We start from the raw sequence: 19,252 nt of genomic DNA on the forward strand, positions 1-19,252 counted from the left end.
CCTGCTCCACGGCGACCTGGGCCCGTCCTTCGAGAAACCCAGCCGCACCGTGAGCGAATGGATCGCGTACCGGTTCCCGGTGTCGCTCGAACTCGGCCTGTACGGTCTCGCGGTCGCCGTCATCGTGGGGCTATGCGCCGGGGTAACCGCGTCGCTGCGTCCCAACACGCTCACGGACCACTTGCCGATGTCGTTCGCCATGGCGGGCATTTGCATCCCCAACTTCGTGCTGGGGCCGCTTCTTGTGCTTGTGCTGTCGATCCGTCTGGGCTGGTTGCCGGTGTCCGGCTGGGAATTCCCCGAAGACAAGATCCTCCCCGCGATCACGCTCGGGGTGCCGTACGCCGCATACATCGCGCGGTTGAGCCGCGGGGGGATGCTCGAAGTGCTCTCGCAGGATTTCATTCGCACGGCTCGGGCGAAGGGCTTGTCGGAAGCGCGGGTGGTGTTGCGCCACGCGTTGCGCGGGGGCATTCAGCCCGTGGTGGCGTTTCTCGGACCCGCCGCCGCAGGCCTTATCACGGGGTCGTTCGTGGTCGAGAGCATCTTTCAGGTCCCCGGGCTGGGGACCGAGTTCGTGGGCGCGGCGCTGCACCGCGATTACACCATGATCCTGGGCACGGTGCTCTTCTTTGCGCTGCTCATCTTGCTGTTCAACCTGTTTGTCGACCTTGCCCAAGCGTGGCTCGATCCGAGGGTGCGCTATGAGTGAGGCGCAGTCTCCCGGCCACACCGGTTCGCCCGCCATGGAGGAACGGGGCTCGTCGCTCTGGCGCGACGCGCTCGTCCGCCTGCGCAAGAACCGTCTCGCGGTTGGGGGACTGATCGTGCTCTCTGCGCTGCTCGTTCTGTCGTTGCTCACGCCCTGGATCGCCCCCTACGGCTACGAGGAACAGGATTTGGCCCTGGGCGCGTCGCCGCCGAGCCCCGGGCACTGGTTCGGCACCGATTTGCTCGGCCGCGACCTGTTCACGCGCATGTTGTACGGCGGGCGGATCTCGCTCATGGTCGGTTTCGCGGCAACGGCGGTATCGCTGTGCGTGGGGGTTCTCTACGGGGCGTGCGCGGGCTATGCCGGCGGCCGCACCGACGCCGCAATGATGCGTCTGGTCGATATCCTTTATTCGCTGCCGTTCGTGATCTTCGTGATCATCCTCACGGTGTTTTTTGGGCGCAACATCGTGCTGCTGTTCATGGCGATCGGGGCCGTGGAGTGGCTGACCATGGCGCGGATCGTCCGCGGCCAGGTGATTTCCTTGCGGCAGAAGGAGTTCATCGAAGCGGCCACGATCATGGGGCTGCCCCGCTACCGGGTACTGTTGTGGCACCTGATTCCCAACACGCTCGGGCCGATCATCGTCTACGCCACGCTGACGGTGCCCCGCGTGATGTTGCTCGAAGCGTTTCTCAGCTATCTGGGACTCGGCGTCCAGGCGCCGATGAGTTCGTGGGGACTTCTCATCAACGAGGGCGTGCAAACCATGGAGTACTATCCATGGATGCTCGTGTTCCCCAGCGTTGCCTTGTCCCTCACGCTATTTGCGCTGAATTTCCTCGGAGACGGACTTCGCGACGCACTCGACGTGCGCGCATCGAAGGATTGACATGCCGCTGTTGGACGTAAACGGCCTGACGACCTGTTTCCACACGCGCGAGGGTGTCGTGCGCGCGGTGGACGGCGTGTCGTTTCGCGTCGAACCTGGCGAGACCATCGGCATCGTCGGCGAATCGGGGTCCGGGAAGTCCGTGGCGAATCTGTCGTTGCTGGGTCTGATCCCGGCGCCGCCCGGGCGCATCGAGAAGGGAGCGGCTGCGTTCGATGGGGTGGACCTGCTGACCTGCGGCGCCAAGACTCTTCGAGGCATCCGCGGCCAGGCGATCTCGATGATCTTCCAGGACCCCATGACGGCGTTGAACCCCTTCATGCGCGTCGGCGACCAGATCGTCGAGCCGCTTCGAGTCCACCAGGGGGTCTCGCGGCACGACGCGCGAACGCGCGCGGCGGCCATGCTCAAGCTCGTGGGTATCCAGGACGAAGAGAGAAGCCTGAGCGCCTGGCCTCACGAGTTTTCCGGCGGCATGCGTCAGCGCGTGATGATCGCGATGGCGTTGATCACGCGGCCCAAGCTTCTCATCGCCGACGAGCCGACGACCGCGCTCGATGTCACGATTCAGGCGCAAATCCTCGAGCTGCTCGCGCGGCTCCAACAGGAGATGGGCATGGCGGTGATCCTGATCACGCACGACCTGGGCGTTGTGGCGCGGGTATGCCGGCGGATCTACGTCATGTATGCCGGGAAGATCATGGAATCGGCCGCCACCGAGGACCTGTTCGCGCGGCCGCGCCACCCCTACACCGAGGCGTTGCTCCAGTCGCTGCCGTCAACTCATATCAAGGGCGAGCCGCTTCACACCATCCCGGGTCTCCCGCCGGACCTCATGGCGCCTGTCGAGGGCTGCCCGTTCGCGGCGCGGTGCGCGAAGGCGACCGAACGCTGCAAGCAAGGCATCATTGCGCTGCAAGCGATAGGCGCAGGGCGCCATACCGCCTGTTTCCGCGTGCAGGAGGGCGAACTATGACGCAGCCCTTGCTCGAACTGCGCGGCCTCAGGGTCCATTTCCAGGTATATTCGGGCATTATCCGGCGGCGGCGTATAGGGACGGTGCGGGCAGTTGACGGCGTGAGTCTCGATATCGCCCCGGGCGAGACCGTCGGCCTCGTGGGCGAATCGGGTTGCGGCAAGTCAACGCTTGCGCGCGCCGTAGTGCGTCTCGTACCGCCGACCGAAGGCGTCGTGGCGTTCGAGGGCCGCGAGATCAGCGGTCTCTCCGAAGACGCGTTCCGTGGCATCCGGCCCCGGCTTCAGATGATCTTCCAGGACCCCTACGCGTCGCTGAATCCGCGCATGACGGTATTCGACGCGCTGGCTGAACCGTTGCGCGTGCACGGTCTCGTGAACGGGACGGGCGTGACCCGCCGCGTGTCGGAATTGATGGAGCTGGTCGGTCTCGCGCCGCGTTTCGTGCGCAAGTATCCGCATGAGTTCTCGGGCGGCCAGCGGCAGCGGATCGCCATCGCCCGCGCCTTGGCGCTCGAACCCAAGCTGGTGATCGCCGACGAACCGGTATCCGCCCTCGACGTGTCGGTGCAGGCGCAGATCCTCAATCTCATCGCCCGGCTGCGCGATCAGATGGGCCTGACCCTGCTGTTCATCGCCCACGATTTGTCGGTGGTCCATTACCTCTCGCACCGGATCGCCGTGATGTATCTCGGCCGCATCGTCGAGCTGGGGCCCGCAACCGGCGTGTTCCAGCGTTCGCGCCATCCCTACACCAAAGCGCTTATCAGCGCGATCCCCGTCCCCGATCCGGCGCGAGAAAAGGCCCGGCAGCGCGTGGCCCTGCGGGGCGAACCCGCTTCGCCGTTGAACCCGCCGCCGGGCTGCCCGTTCCATCCGCGCTGTCCCTACGCGGAACCCCGGTGCGCGGAACTGCTGCCGCCGCTCGAATCCTGCGGCGAACACCACCAGGCCGCCTGCATCCGCATCGGGGAAATCGAGCACGAGCGGCTCTGACGCGTCCGGCTGATCAGAAACGTGGGCGAGGCCGGGCCCACGGGCACCCCGTGGAGAATCTGCAGCGACGGAATGCCCAAGTGCCGGGCGTATTGCACGAGGGCGCGCATGTCCCGGCTGTGGTCCTCCGACACCACCAACAGCCGAAGGTCGCGCTGTTGCGCGGTGTTATGCAAGCTCTCGACAGCCACGAGCTCGGCCACGAGATCGCGCCGCAACGCCTCCAACAGGGTTGTTTCCAGGCTTTCAACCACGGCGCGTTCGAGAAAAGGATAGTTTGACCGCAGCGCGCCGCCCCGCATAGCCTCGGACGCTTCACCGATGCGCCGCAGAGCTTCCGCGTTCGCCCGCTGGACGAGGTCGTCGGGGTTGTACGCGTAGAGCGATTCGTTGGGGGTGCCTCGGTGGGTAAGCAGTTCCGTGGTAGGGTCGAGGGTCACCAGGTCGATGTCCGCCCGGGTAAGGAGCGCCTCGGCGACGCGTTCCGCCCCCCGGTACCCCATGAGACAGAAGAAAATGGCTGGCCGTGCGTTCCGTGGCCGGGTCATGCGCGGCCTCGCTTGTCGGCCTCGGCGAAAATGGGGACCAGGTCGCGCACCAGCACTTGTTCGAGCGGCATCCCTAGGTTGACGCCGCGGTGTGTGAGCGCCGATGCCAGCTCCGGATTCCGGTGCCACGTGCGCGCCACCAGACGCGCCCGGCGGTCTACGGCGTGCAGTCCGGGTTCGAGACCCGCATCACGGGCAAGCTGCGCCTCAAGACTGGTGATGTCTTCCATGACATTGGCCCTCTGCGTCCCTGGACTTTTTCGCGTACGGCTGCGAGAGTACCACAGCCGGCAGCAGACACCGTAGCAGGCATCGTCCCGAGCGCGTTCCGTGCCAAATCGAGTGCGCTTCGGTTGACATAGATAGCCACTCGAAGCTCCGGAGGCGCTCTTCTCCGCCCGTTTCCGTGCTCACTGCAGCGGATTTCTTCCCGCGGCGCCCCTCGCCCTAACGCGATTCGGTGAAGGTCTGAGACGCGGCGCCGGGCAGGGTGACGGCGAATGCGGCGTCTTCAAACCGCACAGTAGCCGTTCCCTCGGGCAAGGTCAGTGTCACATTGCGCGGCAGGGCCGAGTTGGCGGGGTCAATGCCGGCCTTCGTACGAAACATGGCGACCCTCCAAAAACTCACTCAAGGGCTCTGCAACACGCGGCGTGCGGCCCCACTCACCTTTACGGATAGATATACCTTCTTTCCGCGGCGTCGAATTTGATCGTAGGCACGACTTCCGGAAAGTAGCTTTCGAACAATGCTCGCATCGGCCCAGCATACATGGCAACGCGGATGGTCCCCCAGGTGGCCTGGTCGCCTGTTGCATAGAAGATGTAGGTGTTGCCCTCGAACTCGAACAGGTCCGCGTCGGTATTGTTGATGCCTTCACCCGTAACGGGATCGAGCATGGGCCCTTCGCATGGGCTTACATCCCACGCAACGAGATCCTTCGAGCGCGCTACAACCGTCACGTAGCGGGTTTCGGGCAAGAGATAGTGGTAACACTTCCAGGGCCGCTCCTGAAAGCTCCAGACGCCGTACATGACATAGTAATAGGGAGCCAAATACCGGATTGTCGGATTGGCGCACGCCGTATTGCCCTCGGCGTCGGCGAAATCCAATCCTGGCATCTTCTCCCAGTGCGACAGGTCTTTTGACCGGGCGAATCGGAAGCACCATTTCACGGGCACCTGGGATTCGTAGGCCATGAGGAAGCCCTGCTCATCGCGGCAGACCGACGAATTGAAGAATTCCTCCGTGCCGTCCCGGGCGATCGCGAGTTCCTGTTTCCAGGTTTTGAGGTCGGTGGTAGCGAAGCGGTTGATACATTTCGTGTTGATTACCTCGCCAAAGTCGGTAAACTCCGTGGCGAACACATTCAGTTCGGGGCCGTTGACAAACGCGCTCACGAAAGAATGGCCTTTTCCGAAACGCGCCACCTCCTCCCCGGTCGTCAGGTCTCGAATGAATAGATAAGCGTCCTCGCCTTTGGCCTTGAAACCGCCCGGGCGGTGGTTGTCGACCAGAAGAGGACGGCCATTGAAGATGATCGGCGTGTTTTCCATGCCCGTGGGAAAGCTGAAGGGCAATTTCACGAGCTTTGGGTTGGGCGGCGCGGCCGAATTCGGACTGTCGCCGGCAAACGTGGCGCGCGACACAAGGGCGCAAACAGCCAATGCAACGCCCACTAATGCAGTTCTGTTGAACATCGGTCTCCCTACTTTCTGAATTCGAGTTCCAGTATGGCGGGACCGTCGACATCGACGCCCAGCCAGAGCGTCTGACCGTCCCACGCGTATTCGTCGTCTCGCAACACTCGATCCGCAAACGTGACCCGGCCGAGCGTCTTCGGGGCGCCCGGCAATTCAAAGACCGGATTCACGCAGGATACGGACGGCTTGATCGTGATGGCAACCTTGTCGCCTTCGACATCGAGCTTGTAGGCGCGGCGCTCGGGGACATACGGATCGCCGCCGGTTTCCGCGCCCTGCGCCTCGACCGCGGCCGGCTGGCTGAAACTGCGCGCCCGCGCGACCAGCCTTTCGTCCGGCTCGCCTGTCATGCCGATCAGCCATACCCAACATTGGGTCAACATTTCCCTGGAGCGGCCCAATGTGTCAACCGACGGGCCGGTGCGGCGCCATACCGGTTCGGGCCGGTGCCTCGCCCAACTCATGAGGCTGTTGTGCGAAGGGCTGACATGGATCCGGTCGTCGATCGCCCATCCGGTCGTCTTCCCCCGCGCCAAGGGCCAGTGGCTGCCCCAGTACGCCGGCGTTACCATGTAGCCGCGCTCGTAGAATGGACGGAACGTTACCAGCTCCTCAACGGGGAACGGATCCCGCGGATTGAAATAGACCGCCGTCTCGCTTTCCTCTTTATGGAACTGCACGCGGTAAACGAGCGGCGGCTTCGGCCCGGGCGGGACTTTCTCCGTCACAAACGGTATCGGAACGGACGACGACGCCCCATCAAGCCCTAAACAACGGACCGGGTCAGCAGGAACCAAATCGAACGGAAACCCCTCCGGAGGCGCAAGCCCGATGAACTCGCTAAGTTCGTAGTCGGCATTCGGTGTGCTCTTGAGCGTCAACACCCGCGTGCCAAAACCGTCCGGATAGAAATAGAAGTCTTCCTGGGCCGCATCGCCCCACACCTTGTAAAGAAAATCGCAGGACTGGTATGTCCACCGGACATGGACCCGCGCCGGGGTCGATTCTACGATCGAGACCCGTCCGTAGCGGAGTTCCTTGTCCATGAGCGGCTCGACGGAATCGACAAACCCTTCGGGGAGCGGTCCGGTTTCGGCCCACTCGTAGCTCAAGCCGGTATTGTGCCGCCCCGCCCAGAATGGGACATAATTCGAGCCGCGCCAGAAGACAAAGCGGCTCCCGTTGGGCAAAAACACCACAACATCCTTCAACTCCTCGGACCACCCCTCCTCGTAGGGCATGGTCGACAGGGCTCCAGTCTTCGGGTCGCGGACGGAGATCGGCAGGTCGTAGCGCAGTTTCGTCTCGCGTGCGCCGAATCGCGGCCACGTTGGTGGTTCCTTGACTAGCATCACGTGGATTTGTTTGTGCCACAGCTCTTTTCCGTCGGGACCCTGGATATAGACCTGAAGGATGTCGCCCTTAACATCAAAAGACGGTTCGCGCAGCTCCATCTCGGTTTGCGCGCGTATGCCCCGGCTCAGTGACAGGGGAACCTCCGCGGGCGGCGACGGCTGTGACTCGAACCAGGCGGTCACGCGCGCGCCGGGTATGTCCGCGGTGCGGGAGAATGCGGCCACGTTCACGAGTGCCCGGCGGCCGGGGCACAGCACAAGCCAATCATATCGCGGGAAGACGGCACCGAGATCGATGGGATTGATAGGCGTCTCGAGGCATGCTATAGCCTCGGCTTCAAATTCCCGCCCGGGTATGATTTGAGAAGCGATTTCCCGCCACGTTTCGCCGCTCCCGGCAAGCAGAACGACCCGGTCTATAGAGGGGTCCATTTCCCGGATGGCAGGGAACTCAGCGGAAAACTCGATTTGCTCCCGCAATACCGCGACGCCTTCACGGTACCCGACGAGGAGGGTCTGGTCTTCATTGTCGATCTTGTCCGGAGGCTCGATGACGATGCGAGTGGGTTGACCGACACGGCCGAGACCGAACGGCGGCCTCCATGGATGGCCCATGTCCACGGTGAGCACCGGAGCGGATTGCACCCCAGACCGTGCGGCATCGCTCGCAGGCGTATCCTGCCCGGGTTGGGCCCGGGCGGTCCAGAAGAGTATACCCGTGAACAGGCATGCCATGAGCGCCCACGCCGGAATCCTCCTATACGGCACTGGCCACCTCCCCCCGGTTTGCGCTCAAGGTGCGGAACGCGGCTTAAAATTGGCAGTGGCGGGGCTTCTCAAACGGGCCCGCCCGCGCCGTAGCGTTTCCGCCGCGTGTATCTCTCAGCGCATCCGCTTCGAGAAGGCATGGTACGCGCGTCCGCGCGCCGCACACAAACACGCCTCTCAGGCGAAAGGCCGCCGGACACCCTGCGGGACACGGTTTTCTCTTTATCCGGGTGAAGCAATGCGGCATAATCCCCCGTTGACAGTTCGGGGGAATGCCCGGCGCAAAGCGCGGCGTTTTGTCTGCCGATCGGCTTTCCACACCATCGCCTTGAAGGATTCCGGAGGGTCATTATGGCCAAAATCGCATTTATCGGGGCCGGCAGCTTGGGGTTCACGCGGGGACTTGTCCGTGACATCTTGACCTTTCCGTTGTTGCGGGATGCCACCATATCGCTCATGGACATCGACGAAGAGCGGCTCGATTTCGCCTACCGGGCGTGCAAATCGATCGTCGAACGGGGCAATTATCCCGCGAAAGTCGAGGCCACCATGGACCGCAAAGCGGCCCTCAAAGGCGCGGACGCCGTGCTTTGCACCATCCTCAGCGGCGATGTGAAGATCTGGCAGCACGATATCCTCATTCCCAAGAAGTACGGTGTGGACACCAACGTGGGCGACACGCGGGGTCCGAGCGGCATCTTCCGCGCATTGCGCACCATCCCGGTCATGTTGGATATCTGCCGGGACATCGAACGGCATTGTCCCAATGCGCTCCTGCTCAATTACACCAACCCGATGGCCATGCTGTGCCGCGCCATGCAGCGCGAGACCAGCGTGCAGGTCTCGGGGCTGTGCCATAGCGTTCAGGGCACGGCGGCCATGCTCGCCGAGTGGATCGGCGCGCCCATGAACGAGATCACGTTTGTCTGCGCGGGCATCAACCATCTCTCGTGGTTCATCGAATACAAATGGAACGGCAAAGACGCCTATCCGCTGATCCGCAAGGCCATGCAACGCAAAGCGGTGCGCAACCACGAGCAGGTGCGCAACGAGATGTTCCTGCATCTCGACTATTACGTCACCGAATCGAGCGGGCACAACTCCGAGTACAACTGGTGGTTCCGGAAACGCCCCGAACTCATCGATGCGTATTGCAAAAACGGCACGGGATGGAACCCGGGCGAGTACGCCTACATCCTCGACGAGTACCGCAAACGCGACCGCACATGGAAGGCCGAGGTCAAGAAATGGTTCGCCGACGGCGCGCCGTTCCCGCTCGAGCGCGGCCACGAATACGCTTCAAATATCATCAACGCGCGGATGGGCGGCGACCCTTACAAATTCAACGGCAACGTGCCCAACACGGGCCTCGTCACCAATCTGCCGCAGGATGCGTGTGTCGAGGTGCCCGTGCTCGCCGACAGGCGCGGGCTTAACCCGATTCACGTCGGGGCATTGCCGCCCCAGTGCGCGGCCCTGACCGCCGCCGCGGTCGCGTCCGAGGAAATGGCGGTCGAGGGATGCCTCACCGGCGACCCCAAACGCGTGTTCCAGGCCATCGCCTACGATCCGCTCACCGCGGCGGTGCTCTCGCTCGCCGAGATCAAGAAGATGGTCGCCGAGATGTTTCGCAAGAACAAGGCGTACCTGCCGCAATTCAAGACCACATCCTTCTGAGCACAGCAGCATTTCGCGCCGCCAACGTGTTCGTGACTGGTGCAAGCGAGTGCCCGATGCGCAACACGCGTACGCGGATGGCGCAAGCGACTCCGCGACAGGCGCACGAGACGTGTCCGTCCCCAACGGAGGGCGGTCCTTCCTGTCCGTCCCCAACGGAGGACCGGTTTTCCAACCGGCCCCTTGGTCACGCCGCGGGCGGATACGCCCGCGCATCCTTGTGTTTTGGAGACCTTGCGGTCGCAGGAGTGGCGCGGTCATGAAACCGCGCCACAGCGGGAGTTTTGCTGCGCAGAGAATCTTGGGTCAATCCCCATTTTCGTCTGTTTGCCCCGAGCTCGATGCTACCCTCGAGATGGCGGTCGACTGCCCTGGTTTCGTGTTTGCCGTGGTCAACCACATCCCGAGCAACGTGCCCATCGAGAATGCGCGGTTTTACATCGACTATCTCCGCCGGAACTGGGTGCGCCAGGCGCAGCCGCGAGCGTGACCGCCCGCTTTTGCTCTACGGTATACTGTTGCGCATGGTTGAGATGCCGGCACTCGGGCGGGGAACGTCGCCATGAGAAGCGATATGGGCACGAAGATCGTCGTTGCGGTTGTGTGTTCGATCGCGGTCATCGCCATTTCAGTGACCCTGTACGCTCTCGGCCATGTGCGCCTCATGGCTCAGCTTGCGGGATGCGAGCAAAACGTCAAACTCATAGCGCTCGCATTCCGGCTTTATGCGGACAAGGAGCCGCGGGGATACTATCCGGTACTCGATCCGGCTCAGGGCCGCCTGGCCGCGAAATGGGATGCGGTCTATCCCAGATACCTCACGGAACCCGGCATCCTGACTTGCCCCGCGAACGAGAAGGCCCCGGTACTGCCGGCGGCGCCTGCTCCGAACGACATCGCCCGCGCGATGGACGACCATAGCTACTGGTATCTGGGCTATGCGCTGCCGAATCAGGAAAGGCTCCTGGCGTTTCGCGACGCCTACAACCGGCGCGTGGCCGAGGGCGGCGATTTCGAGGGTGACCTCGACGACGGGCATGGCGCGCCGTTACTGCGCTTGCGCCAGGGGGTCGAGCGCATGTTCATCCCCGACGGGGCCGAATGGACGGCGGGCGTATTGTACGCCGCATCGATCCCCATTCTCGTGGAACGGCCGGACAATCATAAAGGGGGCGGACATGTCCTGTTCCTCGACGGCCGTATCGAGTTCATCCCCTTCCCCGGCAAGTATCCGATGACGCCCGAAGTGGTGCAGGCGTTGCGCTCGATGGATATCGTGGTTTTGGGCGGACGGACGCAGCCGAACCCCGGTAACCCTTCTGTTCCGAAAGCCTTGAAATAGGCCAAAACTTCGGGCGCATGGGTTATTGCGCTTCATGAGCTGGGCTGGGCCACGCCTTCCCGTTAACAACCACGCTCCGCTCTACCGGTGGGCGGCGCGGCGTCTGCGTGCGGCGAATTCGGGGGCCTCTTTGATGCACAGCACGAGAATGCGCGCGGCCTCTTTCAGCAGGCCCCAGAAACCGCGGCGATACTCCGGTTTCTCCGTGCCCGGGTTCGGGAAACCCTCTTCAGTTGCCTCGACCTTGCCCCAATTCTCGAACAGGCGTCCCCACTCGGAAGCGAGGCACTGTTTCATCTGGCGTTTGCTCTTGAAGGGATACCAGTAGGCGTCGTGGTACAGAACGCTCGCGATATACGACCACGGCGCAAGCCACGTTTTCAGGGACCATTCAAGAGGTCTTTTCAGGGGTCCCCAGTAGATCAAGTGCTGCATCCTGCTGGCAAAGGTCATTTCTTTGAAAGGTCCGGAGAAGTTCCAGTTCTGCCGGGCAGCCAATTCATCGCCGACGATGTCGAGCTCGTTCACGTCGCCGCATCCCAGGCCTTTCTCGTGGGCCAGGCGGATATACGCGCAGTCGTCCAGGGGTTCGAAGCCCATAAGTTTGGCGGCGACGGCGTCGATCGCCACCTGGTCGGCCGACGCCAGCAGAACGTTCTTTACGTAGGGCGTCATGCAGCGGGGGCCGGGTCCGTCTCCCGCGAAGGTCCCGTCCATCACGGCAAACACGCCCCGATGGATCTCCTGTTGAATCATGAGCAGGTCGACGAGGGTCTCGTGAATGACGGGATGCGTCCAGTGGCGGTGTTCGTTGAGAAGCCCTCCGAAGGCGTTCTTCATGGCGCCCGTGGTGGTGGTGAAGACATGGGTTTTCACGGTGGGCAGATGTATGACGTTCTCGCCGATGAACCGTTTGGGTATCGCGAAACCGTCCGGATAAACGTCGTTGAGGCACAAGAACTCGCCGGTGAGTTCCCCCACGGCGTCGCGAATGTTGAGCCACTCTTCGCCTTCGTAGAGGTGGACGTTGCGCAGGCCGTAGGCGTCGAGTACGTCAACCTGCTTGTTTTCGCGTTCGCCCAGGTGAGCGTCGATCACCACCGTCCGGTTGTGGCAGCCGTGGACCAGTTCCTTTTTGTATCCGTCTTTCAACATGGCGTGGATGACGCCGTCCAACTGCCAGGGCGTGGTCGAGCAAGCCGGAAAAAAGAAGTGCCAGGAGATGTTGATCTTGAGCGCCGTGTCCGCGTCCTTCGCGATGACGTCCTGGTATCCGGCGAGGTTGAGCACGCGATGGTAATCCGCGCGGACGGTCTCCGGGCGCGTCTGCACCACCGCCACTTTCGATGCCGGCATGTTCTAACTCGCTCCTCTCTCGACATAAGCGCAAAAGCTGGCGCTCTCGGCCTCCCCCGCGGGGGCGGCCTTGTTCCTTGTAAGCGCTTGTCCGCTAAGCTACTTGCCCAGCCTCAGCTCGACCGCGGCGGCGGGCTGAATCACGCGGAACGTGAACGACTCGGTCAGGAAGAGGTTCACCATTTCGGAGTCGTGGCTGGAATACCCGATCGAGAGGTCGGTTCCTACCGTCATCTCGAAATCGCCACCGCGCGTTGAGAGCAGCACGCCTCCATCCAGGGCGCGGCTGCGCATGATCACGCCGTCTCCCTCTAGAAGCCGCTCCAGGCCCCTGCGGATCGGGTAGCCGGGTCCCACTGCCTGCAACACCGCCTGGTACGGCGCGGCGCCAAGCACAAGGGCATAGGGGCCGCCAATGCCGTCCGCCTGCATGGCGTCGATGCCCTGCGCGACGGCCTTCGCGTAACCGTTGACATCGGCCGGCAGAACCACGGCCTTCTGGGAGGCCGTCGGGATAATGCCGTCAATGTGGCCCTCCTTGAAACCCGCGTAGATGGCGCGCTCCTCGAAAAGGGCGATTTCCTTTGCCGCCTCTTCGAGGGGTCCCAGGTCCGGGTCCGCGGCGCCACGCGCCACGTTATCGAGTTCCCAGATGCGAAGCGTGAACATAACCCGCGCTTCGAGGAGAGGCAACACTTTGCGAATGCCGTAGCCGACGCCCTTCTGCCCCGGTTTCTTGGGCATGTCGAGGCGCCCGAGGTTCACTGCGGCATAGTCCCAGCCCTTGGGACCCTTGAAATCGACAAGTTTGCGCGCCGAAAGCAGAGGTTTAAGGGTTTGTTTTGCGGTGTTCTCGATTTCCGCCCAGGCTTCGTCCGTAACAGGGGCCAGAGAACGTTTCAACATATCGCTCATGGATTATGCTCCTTCCTTTCCGCTGCCAATGCCCAGATCACTGCCCGAGGCTGCCGCCTTGCTGCCTTCCGCCTGGGCTTCCTCGACCTCGAGGATGTTCCCGCCGGTGAACAGATAGGTGCGAAGATGCTCGTCAAGAGGCGGCATCCGCCGCCGCAGCCACTCGAGGGCCATAGCCGCATGTTCGAGTTCCTCATCCCGGTTATGGAGCACGATCTCCTTGAGTTCGGGATCGGTCGCGCCCTCAGCGCGCTGGTGATACCAGTCCACGGCCTGGAGTTCCTCGATCACGCTGACCAGTGCCCGGTGGATATCCCGGGCGTTTTCCGACAGACTCTCGAACGGTTCATGATACTCGCTGCTCATCGTTTCGTCGCTCCTTTCGCTTCGGTCCCTTGCCATGCTTCAGGACGCGGGGCAATCGGTTGTGGAGCGGCGCGGTTCGCGCTGGCGCCGCCCAGCGTAACGAGTTGCCTTGAAGCGGGTACTATAAAGGGTAATTGTGACCGCATACCGTTACCATACGGGAACTTAGATCTCCATTCAAGTAGGAACAGCCGCGGTTCGGGCTCTATTTCGCAAAACGCGTCCCATGAAGAACGTCTCTTTACCGACCATAGCGCTGAATCGCCGAGTGACCGTGCTGATGGGCCTGGTGACGGTTATCGCCTTGGGTGTCATCGCGTTACAGCTCATCCCGATGGAACTCATCATGAAACTCGAGTTCCCGGTTATATACGTCTGGATTCCCTACCCGGGCGCAACGCCCGCCCAAATCGAAGCAGAGGTCGCTATCCCCGCCGAGGGCGAGTTCCGCACCATCCCCGCATTGAAACAAATCTTCACCAACTGCAACGCGGCGGGGTGCCATATCTCGATGCGGTTCGACTGGGACACGGACCTTGCCGGCGCCGCGGCGGACGTCCGCGACCGTATCGAGCGGATGCGTCTGCGCATGCCCGAAGGCGTAGAGCGCATCTTCCTGCGCCGGTCGAGTTCGGAGACCTGGCCCGTGATCAGTCTCGCTCTGCTTCGTCGGAAGAACGATACCGAGCTGGCCCATTGGACAAGGACCGTGTTGCAGCCCCGGCTCATGCGCATTCCAGGCGTGGCCGAAGTGGAGGTTTCGGGCACGGGCGAGGAGCGCATCGACATCGGTTTCGACCAGGCGGCCCTGCGGAACTACAACCTGGCCCTCTACGACGTGGTTGCCAGACTTCGCAACAACAGCGTCAACGAAGGCGTCGGCGAACTCTACGAAGGGGACAACAAGTACCACGTCCGCGCCGTCGACGAGGTGACGACGCCGGAGGCGCTCCGCGAGACCATCGTGGGTCCGAACAACAGACGTCTCAAAGAGGTGGCGGACGTGGAATTCCGTGAAGAAGACGGCACTTCGACGCACACCATAGACGGAAAACACGGGGTATTCATATCGGTGCAACGGGAGTCCGAAGCGAATACCATCGACGTGTGTGAAGCCGTGAAGGCCGAAGTGACACGGACATTGCAGGAGCCCATATTCGAGGGTGCCGAGATGTTCGTCTTCTCCGACCACGGGGAGACAATCCGCTCCGCGCTGGGCAAGCTCCGCGAGGCGGGCATACAAGGCGGCGGCCTGGCGGTGCTGGTTCTGTTTCTCTTTCTCCGCAGGATCCGCCCCACTCTCATTGTAACCCTTTCGATTCCGGTTTCGCTCACCCCCGCCCTCATCTTCATGTATTTCTGGGGGATGACCATCAACCTCGTGACGCTGACCTCGATGATCATCTGCGTAGGCATGCTTGTCGACTGTTCCATTGTGGTCATGGAGAACATCAGCCGCTACACGATGATGGGTTTGCCGCCCCTCGAAAGCACGAAGCGCGGCGCGAATGAAGTCGGCTTGGCGATCACGGTGGCCACGCTCACGACCGTCGTGGTATTCGTCCCTGTTTTTTATATGGAAAACGGCGAGATGGCCATTCACATGCGCGAGTTTTCGGTGCCGGTGACCGTAGCCTTGCTCGCGAGCCTGATTGTCGCACTCACCATAATCCCCGTTGCCGCGTGTTCCCTGCGGCCGCGCCACCACTATGCGGTCTATCGCCGGCTCTCGAGCTTCTTCCGCCGAAAAGGCCCCTTGACGGGTTTGTTGAGATGGGGCCCCCTGACCCATGCCCTCCGGGCTTACGACCGCGTGCTCGAGTGGACCATGGTTCACCGCCTGGAGGCCCTGTGCGGCGTTGCAGCCATTCTTCTTGTTACCGCGTTGATCCCGTACCGCGAAGTGGGGCTGCAACAATTGCCGACTCTCGATTTGCGGCGGGTCGAGATCGCGGTTTCCTTCGACCAGAACTTCGGCCCTGACCAAACGCTTCCGGTATTTGACAGCATAGAGAGTCTGCTGAACGGGCAGCGCGACAGTCTCGGTATCAAGAACATCTACGTCCAGCCGGGGGACCGCGCCGGCTACGTGCGTCTATACCTGCTCCAGCTCGAGGACTGCCCCCAAGGCATGGTGTTGCCGTACAGTTCCCAGGAGGTGCGCGAGATACTCGCGGGCCAATTGCCGCCCCTCGTGCCGGGCGGAAAAATCGAGACCGGGGTCGGCGGGCTGACCGCCCAGGGCGAGCGCACCCTTACGGTACGGCTGCAGGGCGACAACGGACCCCAGTTGCGGGAACACGCCGAAGAGGTTCGCCGCCTGCTCGCCAGCATTGACGGGGTAACCGAGGTCACGACCGACATCGATCGCGGCGACGAAGAGATTCAGCTGCTCATTGAAGAGACCCAGGTTGCCAGGGCGGGAATCAGCCCGTACGTTGTCGCCCGCACGGTTGATTTTGCCCTCCGCGGGGTGCAACTGCCTGACATGAAACAGGCAGGGCGCGAGATCCCGCTCTGGGCGCGGTTTCGGGGCGAAGACCGTAAGTCGCTCACCGACCTGGACAACGTAGCCGTCCTGACGCGTTCGGGAGGCCTCGTGACGCTCGAAAACCTGGTGAGCAAGCGCCGGTCCGGCACCCCAAGCGATATCCAGCGCGTCGACGGAAAGAACGTCATCAATATCACGGCAAAAACCTACGGGCGAACCTTCTCGAAGGTCAAGGACGATATCGCGGCCCTTGCCGAACTGATCAACCTGCCCTCGGGCTACTCGCTGGAGATGGGCGACCAGGCCGAGGAACTCGATACCAGTTTCCGCAACTTCCGCGTGGCCCTGCTGTTCGCAATCATCCTGATCTACATCGTCATGGGCGCTTTGTTCGAGTCGTTTGTGCTGCCCCTCTCGATCCTGACGTCGGTGCCCCTGGCATTTGTCGGTGTTTACTGGAGCATGTACCTCAGCGACGTCCCCCTCGATTCGGTGTCGCTCATCGGCGTTATCTTGATGTGCGGCGTGATTGTAAACAACGGCATCGTGATTGTGGACTATATCAACCAGCTCCGCGAACGGGGGATGGAGCGGGAAGCAGCGATCCTTCAGGCATCCCGAGAACGGCTGCGTCCGGTATTGATGACCGCCCTGACAACCATTCTGGGATGCGTGCCACTGGCCCAAGGGACCCAAATCGGCGAGGTCTCGTTCCACAGCCTTGGCCGTGCGCTCATTGGCGGCCTAACCACAGGCACCGTGCTGACCCTGTTCATCGTGCCCCTTTTCTACTCGCTCATCGACGACCTGGGCCTCTGGCTTCGCAGCTACCTGGCCAACGTCGCCAGCGCTATCGCGGGCAGGGTGCGGCAGCCGGGAATGTAACGCATATCCCGAGACCGGCCACAAGTCGCCTTCCGCGAAGTGCGCCGCGAGATGTGTCCCGGCAGCGCCGGAAATGCGCTTTGCAGCAGTATTGTTTATAATCGGGAGGGCTGCAAAAGAGTGAAAGAGTGAGAGGAGGGTTCTGCGATGAAACGCACGACTGTGTTGTTAGCTATAGGCTGCCTGGCCATCGCTGCCGTGATAGTCATACTCGCGGGACGTGCCGGACGGGACGTTCAGGCGGAAGGCAAGATCAAGATCGGCGAGAAGATGCCTGACTTCGCGCTGAACGGCATCGACGGCAAGGAATACAAGTTGACGGAGGTTCTCAAAAAGGGCCCGACGGTGTTGATATTCTCCTCCCAGGAGTGCCCCTATTCCCGCAAGGCCGACCCTGTATTGTCCAAGCTCTATACTTCCTACAAGGACAAAGGCGTGACGTTCCTGAGTATCGATTCGCACAAGGACACCACGCCCGAGCAGATCAAGCAATATGCCGAGACGGCCAAGCTAACGTATGTCGTGCTCAAGGATGCTGGAAACAAGTATGCCGACGCCGCGGGAGCGCAGCGCACCCCGGAGGTGTTCATCGTTAACAAGGACGGCAAGCTTGTCTATCATGGCGGCCCCAATAACCAGAAAGAACCGGGCGACGCAGAGTTCAAGGATTACGTCAAATCGGCGTTGGACGAAATCCTTGCTGGCAAGGCGGTGTCTGCCCCCGAGGCCAGCACCTGGGGTTGCACTATCAAGCGTGCGGGCTGACATGGCCTGACCAAATCTCGGAAAGGCTGTTTTTCCGGGGGAAATGGTGCAAATGTTTCGAAAAATAGAGAACACGAGGGCCGGAAAAGGCCTGTTTCTCAGCCTTGCGGCACCGGCCCTCTGCATTCTCCTTGTCCTGACTTGGGGCGCATGTACCCAGAGCGGAGGCAGCGGGAATACCAACCCAAGAGACTCGGAGGACACATCGGTCACGGCCGGCCGGCCTGCCGCCCAGACCCAGGGCTCCCCTGCTCCGGAAATCAACAAAGTCACATCCCCTGAATTGCTGGAGGTCATCCAGAAACATAGGAACAAAGTGGTTGTCTTGAAGTTTTGGGCGACCTGGTGCCCTCCTTGTGTCGAGGAAATGCCCAAGGTCATCGCTTTTTACAACAAGTACGCCGGGTCGGAAGACGTGGCCTTGGTCAGCGTCTCCGCCGACCTTGCCGACTCGATAAACGATACCGTGGCCCCTTTCCTTAAGGAGAAAGGCGTCCCCTTCCCCGTTTGGGTGATTGACGCCGCCGGCCCCGAAGAGATCGTCGCCCGATTGGGCCTGGAAGAAACCCGCTGGGAGGGCACTCTCCCCGCGGCCTTCGTGTTTGATAAACAGGGCCGCTTGAGCAAGTTCTGGATAGGCCCCGTTCCGGAGGGCGCGCTCGAAGAGGCCGTGAAAGGCTTGCTCTAGTCAATCCGATTATTCGAGTGATGCTCTGCGTCCGGCCGATTTGTGGTGCGCGGTTCCAGCCTGCTCCCGAACGCGGGCAAGATACCTTCACCACAAGAAACCACAGCCAACCGAGACGGGTTCCCTTGACCGAGGAGCATCTCGCGGGGTCCACCGCATAGTCCTTCTTCTTCCTGCGTTTGGGCAATGGCGCCGCGGTCAACACGGCCACCCGACCGCCCCAAACAGCGGGATTGGCAGGCTTGCATTTGTCAAGAACTCCCGGTATAGTATTACGAAAGTGGAAATCGTAATACCGGCGCGCCCGGTCCAAGGAGATTACCTAGCATGCGCACCCGTGGGTTTACCTTGATTGAACTGTTGGTTGTTATTGCCATCATCGGAGTGCTCGCGGCCATTCTGTTGCCGGCCCTGGCGCGCGCGCGTGAGGCGGCGCGGCGCGCGAGCTGCACGAACAACCTCAAACAGTGGGGCCTGGTATTCAAGATGTACGCGAACGAAAGCGACGGCGAGAAGTTTCCGCCGGTTGCGCCGTTCTCCAATTACGGCGGCGTTCCGGTGTTCGCCGCGCCGGACCCGTCGGCCGTCTACCCTGAATACGTTTCCGGCTTCGGCGTGGCGCGTTGCCCGTCGGACAGCGATGCCGACGGCAGCGGCAGCTATGTGACCGACAGACTTCCCCCGGGCGCCATCGAAGACCATGTGGCGGCCGTGCGCAACGGCGGCGACGCGGACAGCGCGCGCTACTTCTACGCGGCCGCCCTCGGGCGTTCCTACTGGTATCACGGTTTTGCCATGAGCAGCATCGAAGAATTCTA

19 protein-coding genes are annotated in these 19,252 nt (G+C 62.1%); 11 read left to right on the top strand and 8 right to left on the bottom strand.

Going from position 1 to position 19,252, the window contains the following annotated elements; all coding sequences use genetic code 11:
• From PLJ71_15690 to PLJ71_15705, 4 genes are all read left to right on the top strand, one after another.
• On the top strand, positions 1–712 hold a 712-nt coding region (locus PLJ71_15690), incomplete at its 5' end, for an ABC transporter permease (GenBank protein ID HQM50129.1).
• A complete protein-coding gene (locus PLJ71_15695) occupies positions 705–1,604 on the top strand; it encodes an ABC transporter permease subunit (GenBank protein ID HQM50130.1) in 900 nt (299 codons plus the stop codon). The genes PLJ71_15690 and PLJ71_15695, both read left to right, overlap by 8 nt.
• 1 nt (position 1,605) lies before the next feature.
• The gene (locus PLJ71_15700; GenBank protein ID HQM50131.1) at positions 1,606–2,580 is read left to right on the top strand and encodes an ABC transporter ATP-binding protein; all 975 of its coding nucleotides are present in this window, start codon (positions 1,606–1,608) and stop codon (positions 2,578–2,580) included.
• Positions 2,577–3,575 carry an ATP-binding cassette domain-containing protein gene (locus PLJ71_15705; protein HQM50132.1) on the top strand — a complete coding sequence of 333 codons (999 nt, stop codon included), beginning with the start codon at positions 2,577–2,579 and terminating at the stop codon, positions 3,573–3,575. Before PLJ71_15700 ends, PLJ71_15705 begins: the two co-directional genes overlap by 4 nt.
• Here the strand turns inward: PLJ71_15705 and PLJ71_15710 are convergent.
• From PLJ71_15710 to PLJ71_15730, 5 genes are all read right to left on the bottom strand, one after another.
• Positions 3,467–4,123 carry a hypothetical protein gene (locus PLJ71_15710; GenBank protein ID HQM50133.1) on the bottom strand — a complete coding sequence of 219 codons (657 nt, stop codon included), beginning with the start codon at positions 4,121–4,123 and terminating at the stop codon, positions 3,467–3,469. The genes PLJ71_15705 and PLJ71_15710 overlap by 109 nt on opposite strands.
• The gene (locus tag PLJ71_15715; protein HQM50134.1) at positions 4,120–4,353 is read right to left on the bottom strand and encodes a hypothetical protein; all 234 of its coding nucleotides are present in this window, start codon (positions 4,351–4,353) and stop codon (positions 4,120–4,122) included. The genes PLJ71_15710 and PLJ71_15715 overlap by 4 nt, the downstream gene beginning before the upstream one ends.
• 217 nt (positions 4,354–4,570) lie before the next feature.
• Positions 4,571–4,732 (bottom strand): hypothetical protein, encoded by a 162-nt coding sequence (locus tag PLJ71_15720; protein ID HQM50135.1) that lies wholly within the window; start codon positions 4,730–4,732, stop codon positions 4,571–4,573.
• 62 nt (positions 4,733–4,794) lie between these two features.
• The gene (locus PLJ71_15725; GenBank protein HQM50136.1) at positions 4,795–5,823 is read right to left on the bottom strand and encodes a hypothetical protein; all 1,029 of its coding nucleotides are present in this window, start codon (positions 5,821–5,823) and stop codon (positions 4,795–4,797) included.
• Positions 5,824–5,831: 8 nt separating this feature from the next.
• Positions 5,832–7,949 (bottom strand): hypothetical protein, encoded by a 2,118-nt coding sequence (locus PLJ71_15730; GenBank protein ID HQM50137.1) that lies wholly within the window; start codon positions 7,947–7,949, stop codon positions 5,832–5,834.
• A gap of 351 nt (positions 7,950–8,300) precedes the next feature.
• Here PLJ71_15730 and melA point away from each other — a divergent pair, with 351 nt between their 5' ends.
• The 3 genes from melA to PLJ71_15745 all read left to right on the top strand — a co-directional run bounded on the left by melA (position 8,301) and on the right by PLJ71_15745 (position 10,968).
• Positions 8,301–9,626 (top strand): alpha-galactosidase, encoded by a 1,326-nt coding sequence (gene melA, locus PLJ71_15735; GenBank protein ID HQM50138.1) that lies wholly within the window; start codon positions 8,301–8,303, stop codon positions 9,624–9,626.
• A gap of 259 nt (positions 9,627–9,885) precedes the next feature.
• On the top strand, positions 9,886–10,116 hold the full coding sequence (locus PLJ71_15740) for a hypothetical protein (protein ID HQM50139.1): 231 nt from the start codon (positions 9,886–9,888) through the stop codon (positions 10,114–10,116).
• 72 nt (positions 10,117–10,188) lie between these two features.
• Entirely contained in the window at positions 10,189–10,968 is a 780-nt protein-coding gene (locus tag PLJ71_15745) for a hypothetical protein (protein HQM50140.1), read from the top strand.
• A gap of 81 nt (positions 10,969–11,049) precedes the next feature.
• Here PLJ71_15745 and PLJ71_15750 read toward each other — a convergent pair whose 3' ends face one another.
• The 3 genes from PLJ71_15750 to PLJ71_15760 form a co-directional block, all read right to left on the bottom strand.
• Positions 11,050–12,324, bottom strand: a complete 1,275-nt coding sequence (locus PLJ71_15750; GenBank protein HQM50141.1) for a DUF362 domain-containing protein — start codon at positions 12,322–12,324, stop codon at positions 11,050–11,052.
• A gap of 99 nt (positions 12,325–12,423) precedes the next feature.
• Positions 12,424–13,239 carry a family 1 encapsulin nanocompartment shell protein gene (locus PLJ71_15755; protein HQM50142.1) on the bottom strand — a complete coding sequence of 272 codons (816 nt, stop codon included), beginning with the start codon at positions 13,237–13,239 and terminating at the stop codon, positions 12,424–12,426.
• Between the two features lie 3 nt (positions 13,240–13,242).
• On the bottom strand, positions 13,243–13,605 hold the full coding sequence (locus PLJ71_15760) for a ferritin-like domain-containing protein (GenBank protein ID HQM50143.1): 363 nt from the start codon (positions 13,603–13,605) through the stop codon (positions 13,243–13,245).
• Positions 13,606–13,831: 226 nt separating this feature from the next.
• Between PLJ71_15760 and PLJ71_15765 the strand changes: the two genes are divergently transcribed.
• The 4 genes from PLJ71_15765 to PLJ71_15780 form a co-directional block, all read left to right on the top strand.
• Complete coding sequence (locus PLJ71_15765) at positions 13,832–16,981, top strand: efflux RND transporter permease subunit (GenBank protein HQM50144.1); 3,150 nt, start codon at positions 13,832–13,834, stop codon at positions 16,979–16,981.
• 147 nt (positions 16,982–17,128) lie between these two features.
• Positions 17,129–17,746, top strand: coding sequence for a redoxin domain-containing protein (locus PLJ71_15770; protein ID HQM50145.1), 618 nt, complete (start codon positions 17,129–17,131; stop codon positions 17,744–17,746).
• 52 nt (positions 17,747–17,798) lie between these two features.
• The gene (locus PLJ71_15775; GenBank protein ID HQM50146.1) at positions 17,799–18,434 is read left to right on the top strand and encodes a TlpA disulfide reductase family protein; all 636 of its coding nucleotides are present in this window, start codon (positions 17,799–17,801) and stop codon (positions 18,432–18,434) included.
• A 327-nt stretch (positions 18,435–18,761) separates the two neighbouring features.
• On the top strand, positions 18,762–19,252 hold a 491-nt coding region (locus PLJ71_15780; GenBank protein ID HQM50147.1), incomplete at its 3' end, for a type II secretion system protein.

It is taken from the genome of Candidatus Hydrogenedentota bacterium (genome assembly GCA_035416745.1).
Lineage (GTDB): Bacteria > Hydrogenedentota > Hydrogenedentia > Hydrogenedentales > SLHB01 > UBA2224.

What these genes read in the sequence shown, in the direction of transcription:
- PLJ71_15760 (HQM50143.1), bottom strand. Translation starts at nt 13,605, where the DNA reads ATGAGCAGCGAGTATCATGAACCGTTCGAGAGTCTGTCGGAAAACGCC.
- PLJ71_15765 (HQM50144.1), top strand. Translation starts at nt 13,832, where the DNA reads ATGAAGAACGTCTCTTTACCGACCATAGCGCTGAATCGCCGAGTGACC.
- PLJ71_15770 (HQM50145.1), top strand. Translation starts at nt 17,129, where the DNA reads ATGAAACGCACGACTGTGTTGTTAGCTATAGGCTGCCTGGCCATCGCT.
- PLJ71_15775 (HQM50146.1), top strand. Translation starts at nt 17,799, where the DNA reads ATGTTTCGAAAAATAGAGAACACGAGGGCCGGAAAAGGCCTGTTTCTC.
- PLJ71_15725 (HQM50136.1), bottom strand. Translation starts at nt 5,823, where the DNA reads ATGTTCAACAGAACTGCATTAGTGGGCGTTGCATTGGCTGTTTGCGCC.
- melA (HQM50138.1), top strand. Translation starts at nt 8,301, where the DNA reads ATGGCCAAAATCGCATTTATCGGGGCCGGCAGCTTGGGGTTCACGCGG.
- PLJ71_15695 (HQM50130.1), top strand. Translation starts at nt 705, where the DNA reads ATGAGTGAGGCGCAGTCTCCCGGCCACACCGGTTCGCCCGCCATGGAG.
- PLJ71_15710 (HQM50133.1), bottom strand. Translation starts at nt 4,123, where the DNA reads ATGACCCGGCCACGGAACGCACGGCCAGCCATTTTCTTCTGTCTCATG.
- PLJ71_15740 (HQM50139.1), top strand. Translation starts at nt 9,886, where the DNA reads ATGAAACCGCGCCACAGCGGGAGTTTTGCTGCGCAGAGAATCTTGGGT.
- PLJ71_15705 (HQM50132.1), top strand. Translation starts at nt 2,577, where the DNA reads ATGACGCAGCCCTTGCTCGAACTGCGCGGCCTCAGGGTCCATTTCCAG.
- PLJ71_15700 (HQM50131.1), top strand. Translation starts at nt 1,606, where the DNA reads ATGCCGCTGTTGGACGTAAACGGCCTGACGACCTGTTTCCACACGCGC.
- PLJ71_15715 (HQM50134.1), bottom strand. Translation starts at nt 4,353, where the DNA reads ATGGAAGACATCACCAGTCTTGAGGCGCAGCTTGCCCGTGATGCGGGT.
- PLJ71_15720 (HQM50135.1), bottom strand. Translation starts at nt 4,732, where the DNA reads ATGTTTCGTACGAAGGCCGGCATTGACCCCGCCAACTCGGCCCTGCCG.
- PLJ71_15745 (HQM50140.1), top strand. Translation starts at nt 10,189, where the DNA reads ATGAGAAGCGATATGGGCACGAAGATCGTCGTTGCGGTTGTGTGTTCG.
- PLJ71_15755 (HQM50142.1), bottom strand. Translation starts at nt 13,239, where the DNA reads ATGAGCGATATGTTGAAACGTTCTCTGGCCCCTGTTACGGACGAAGCC.
- PLJ71_15750 (HQM50141.1), bottom strand. Translation starts at nt 12,324, where the DNA reads ATGCCGGCATCGAAAGTGGCGGTGGTGCAGACGCGCCCGGAGACCGTC.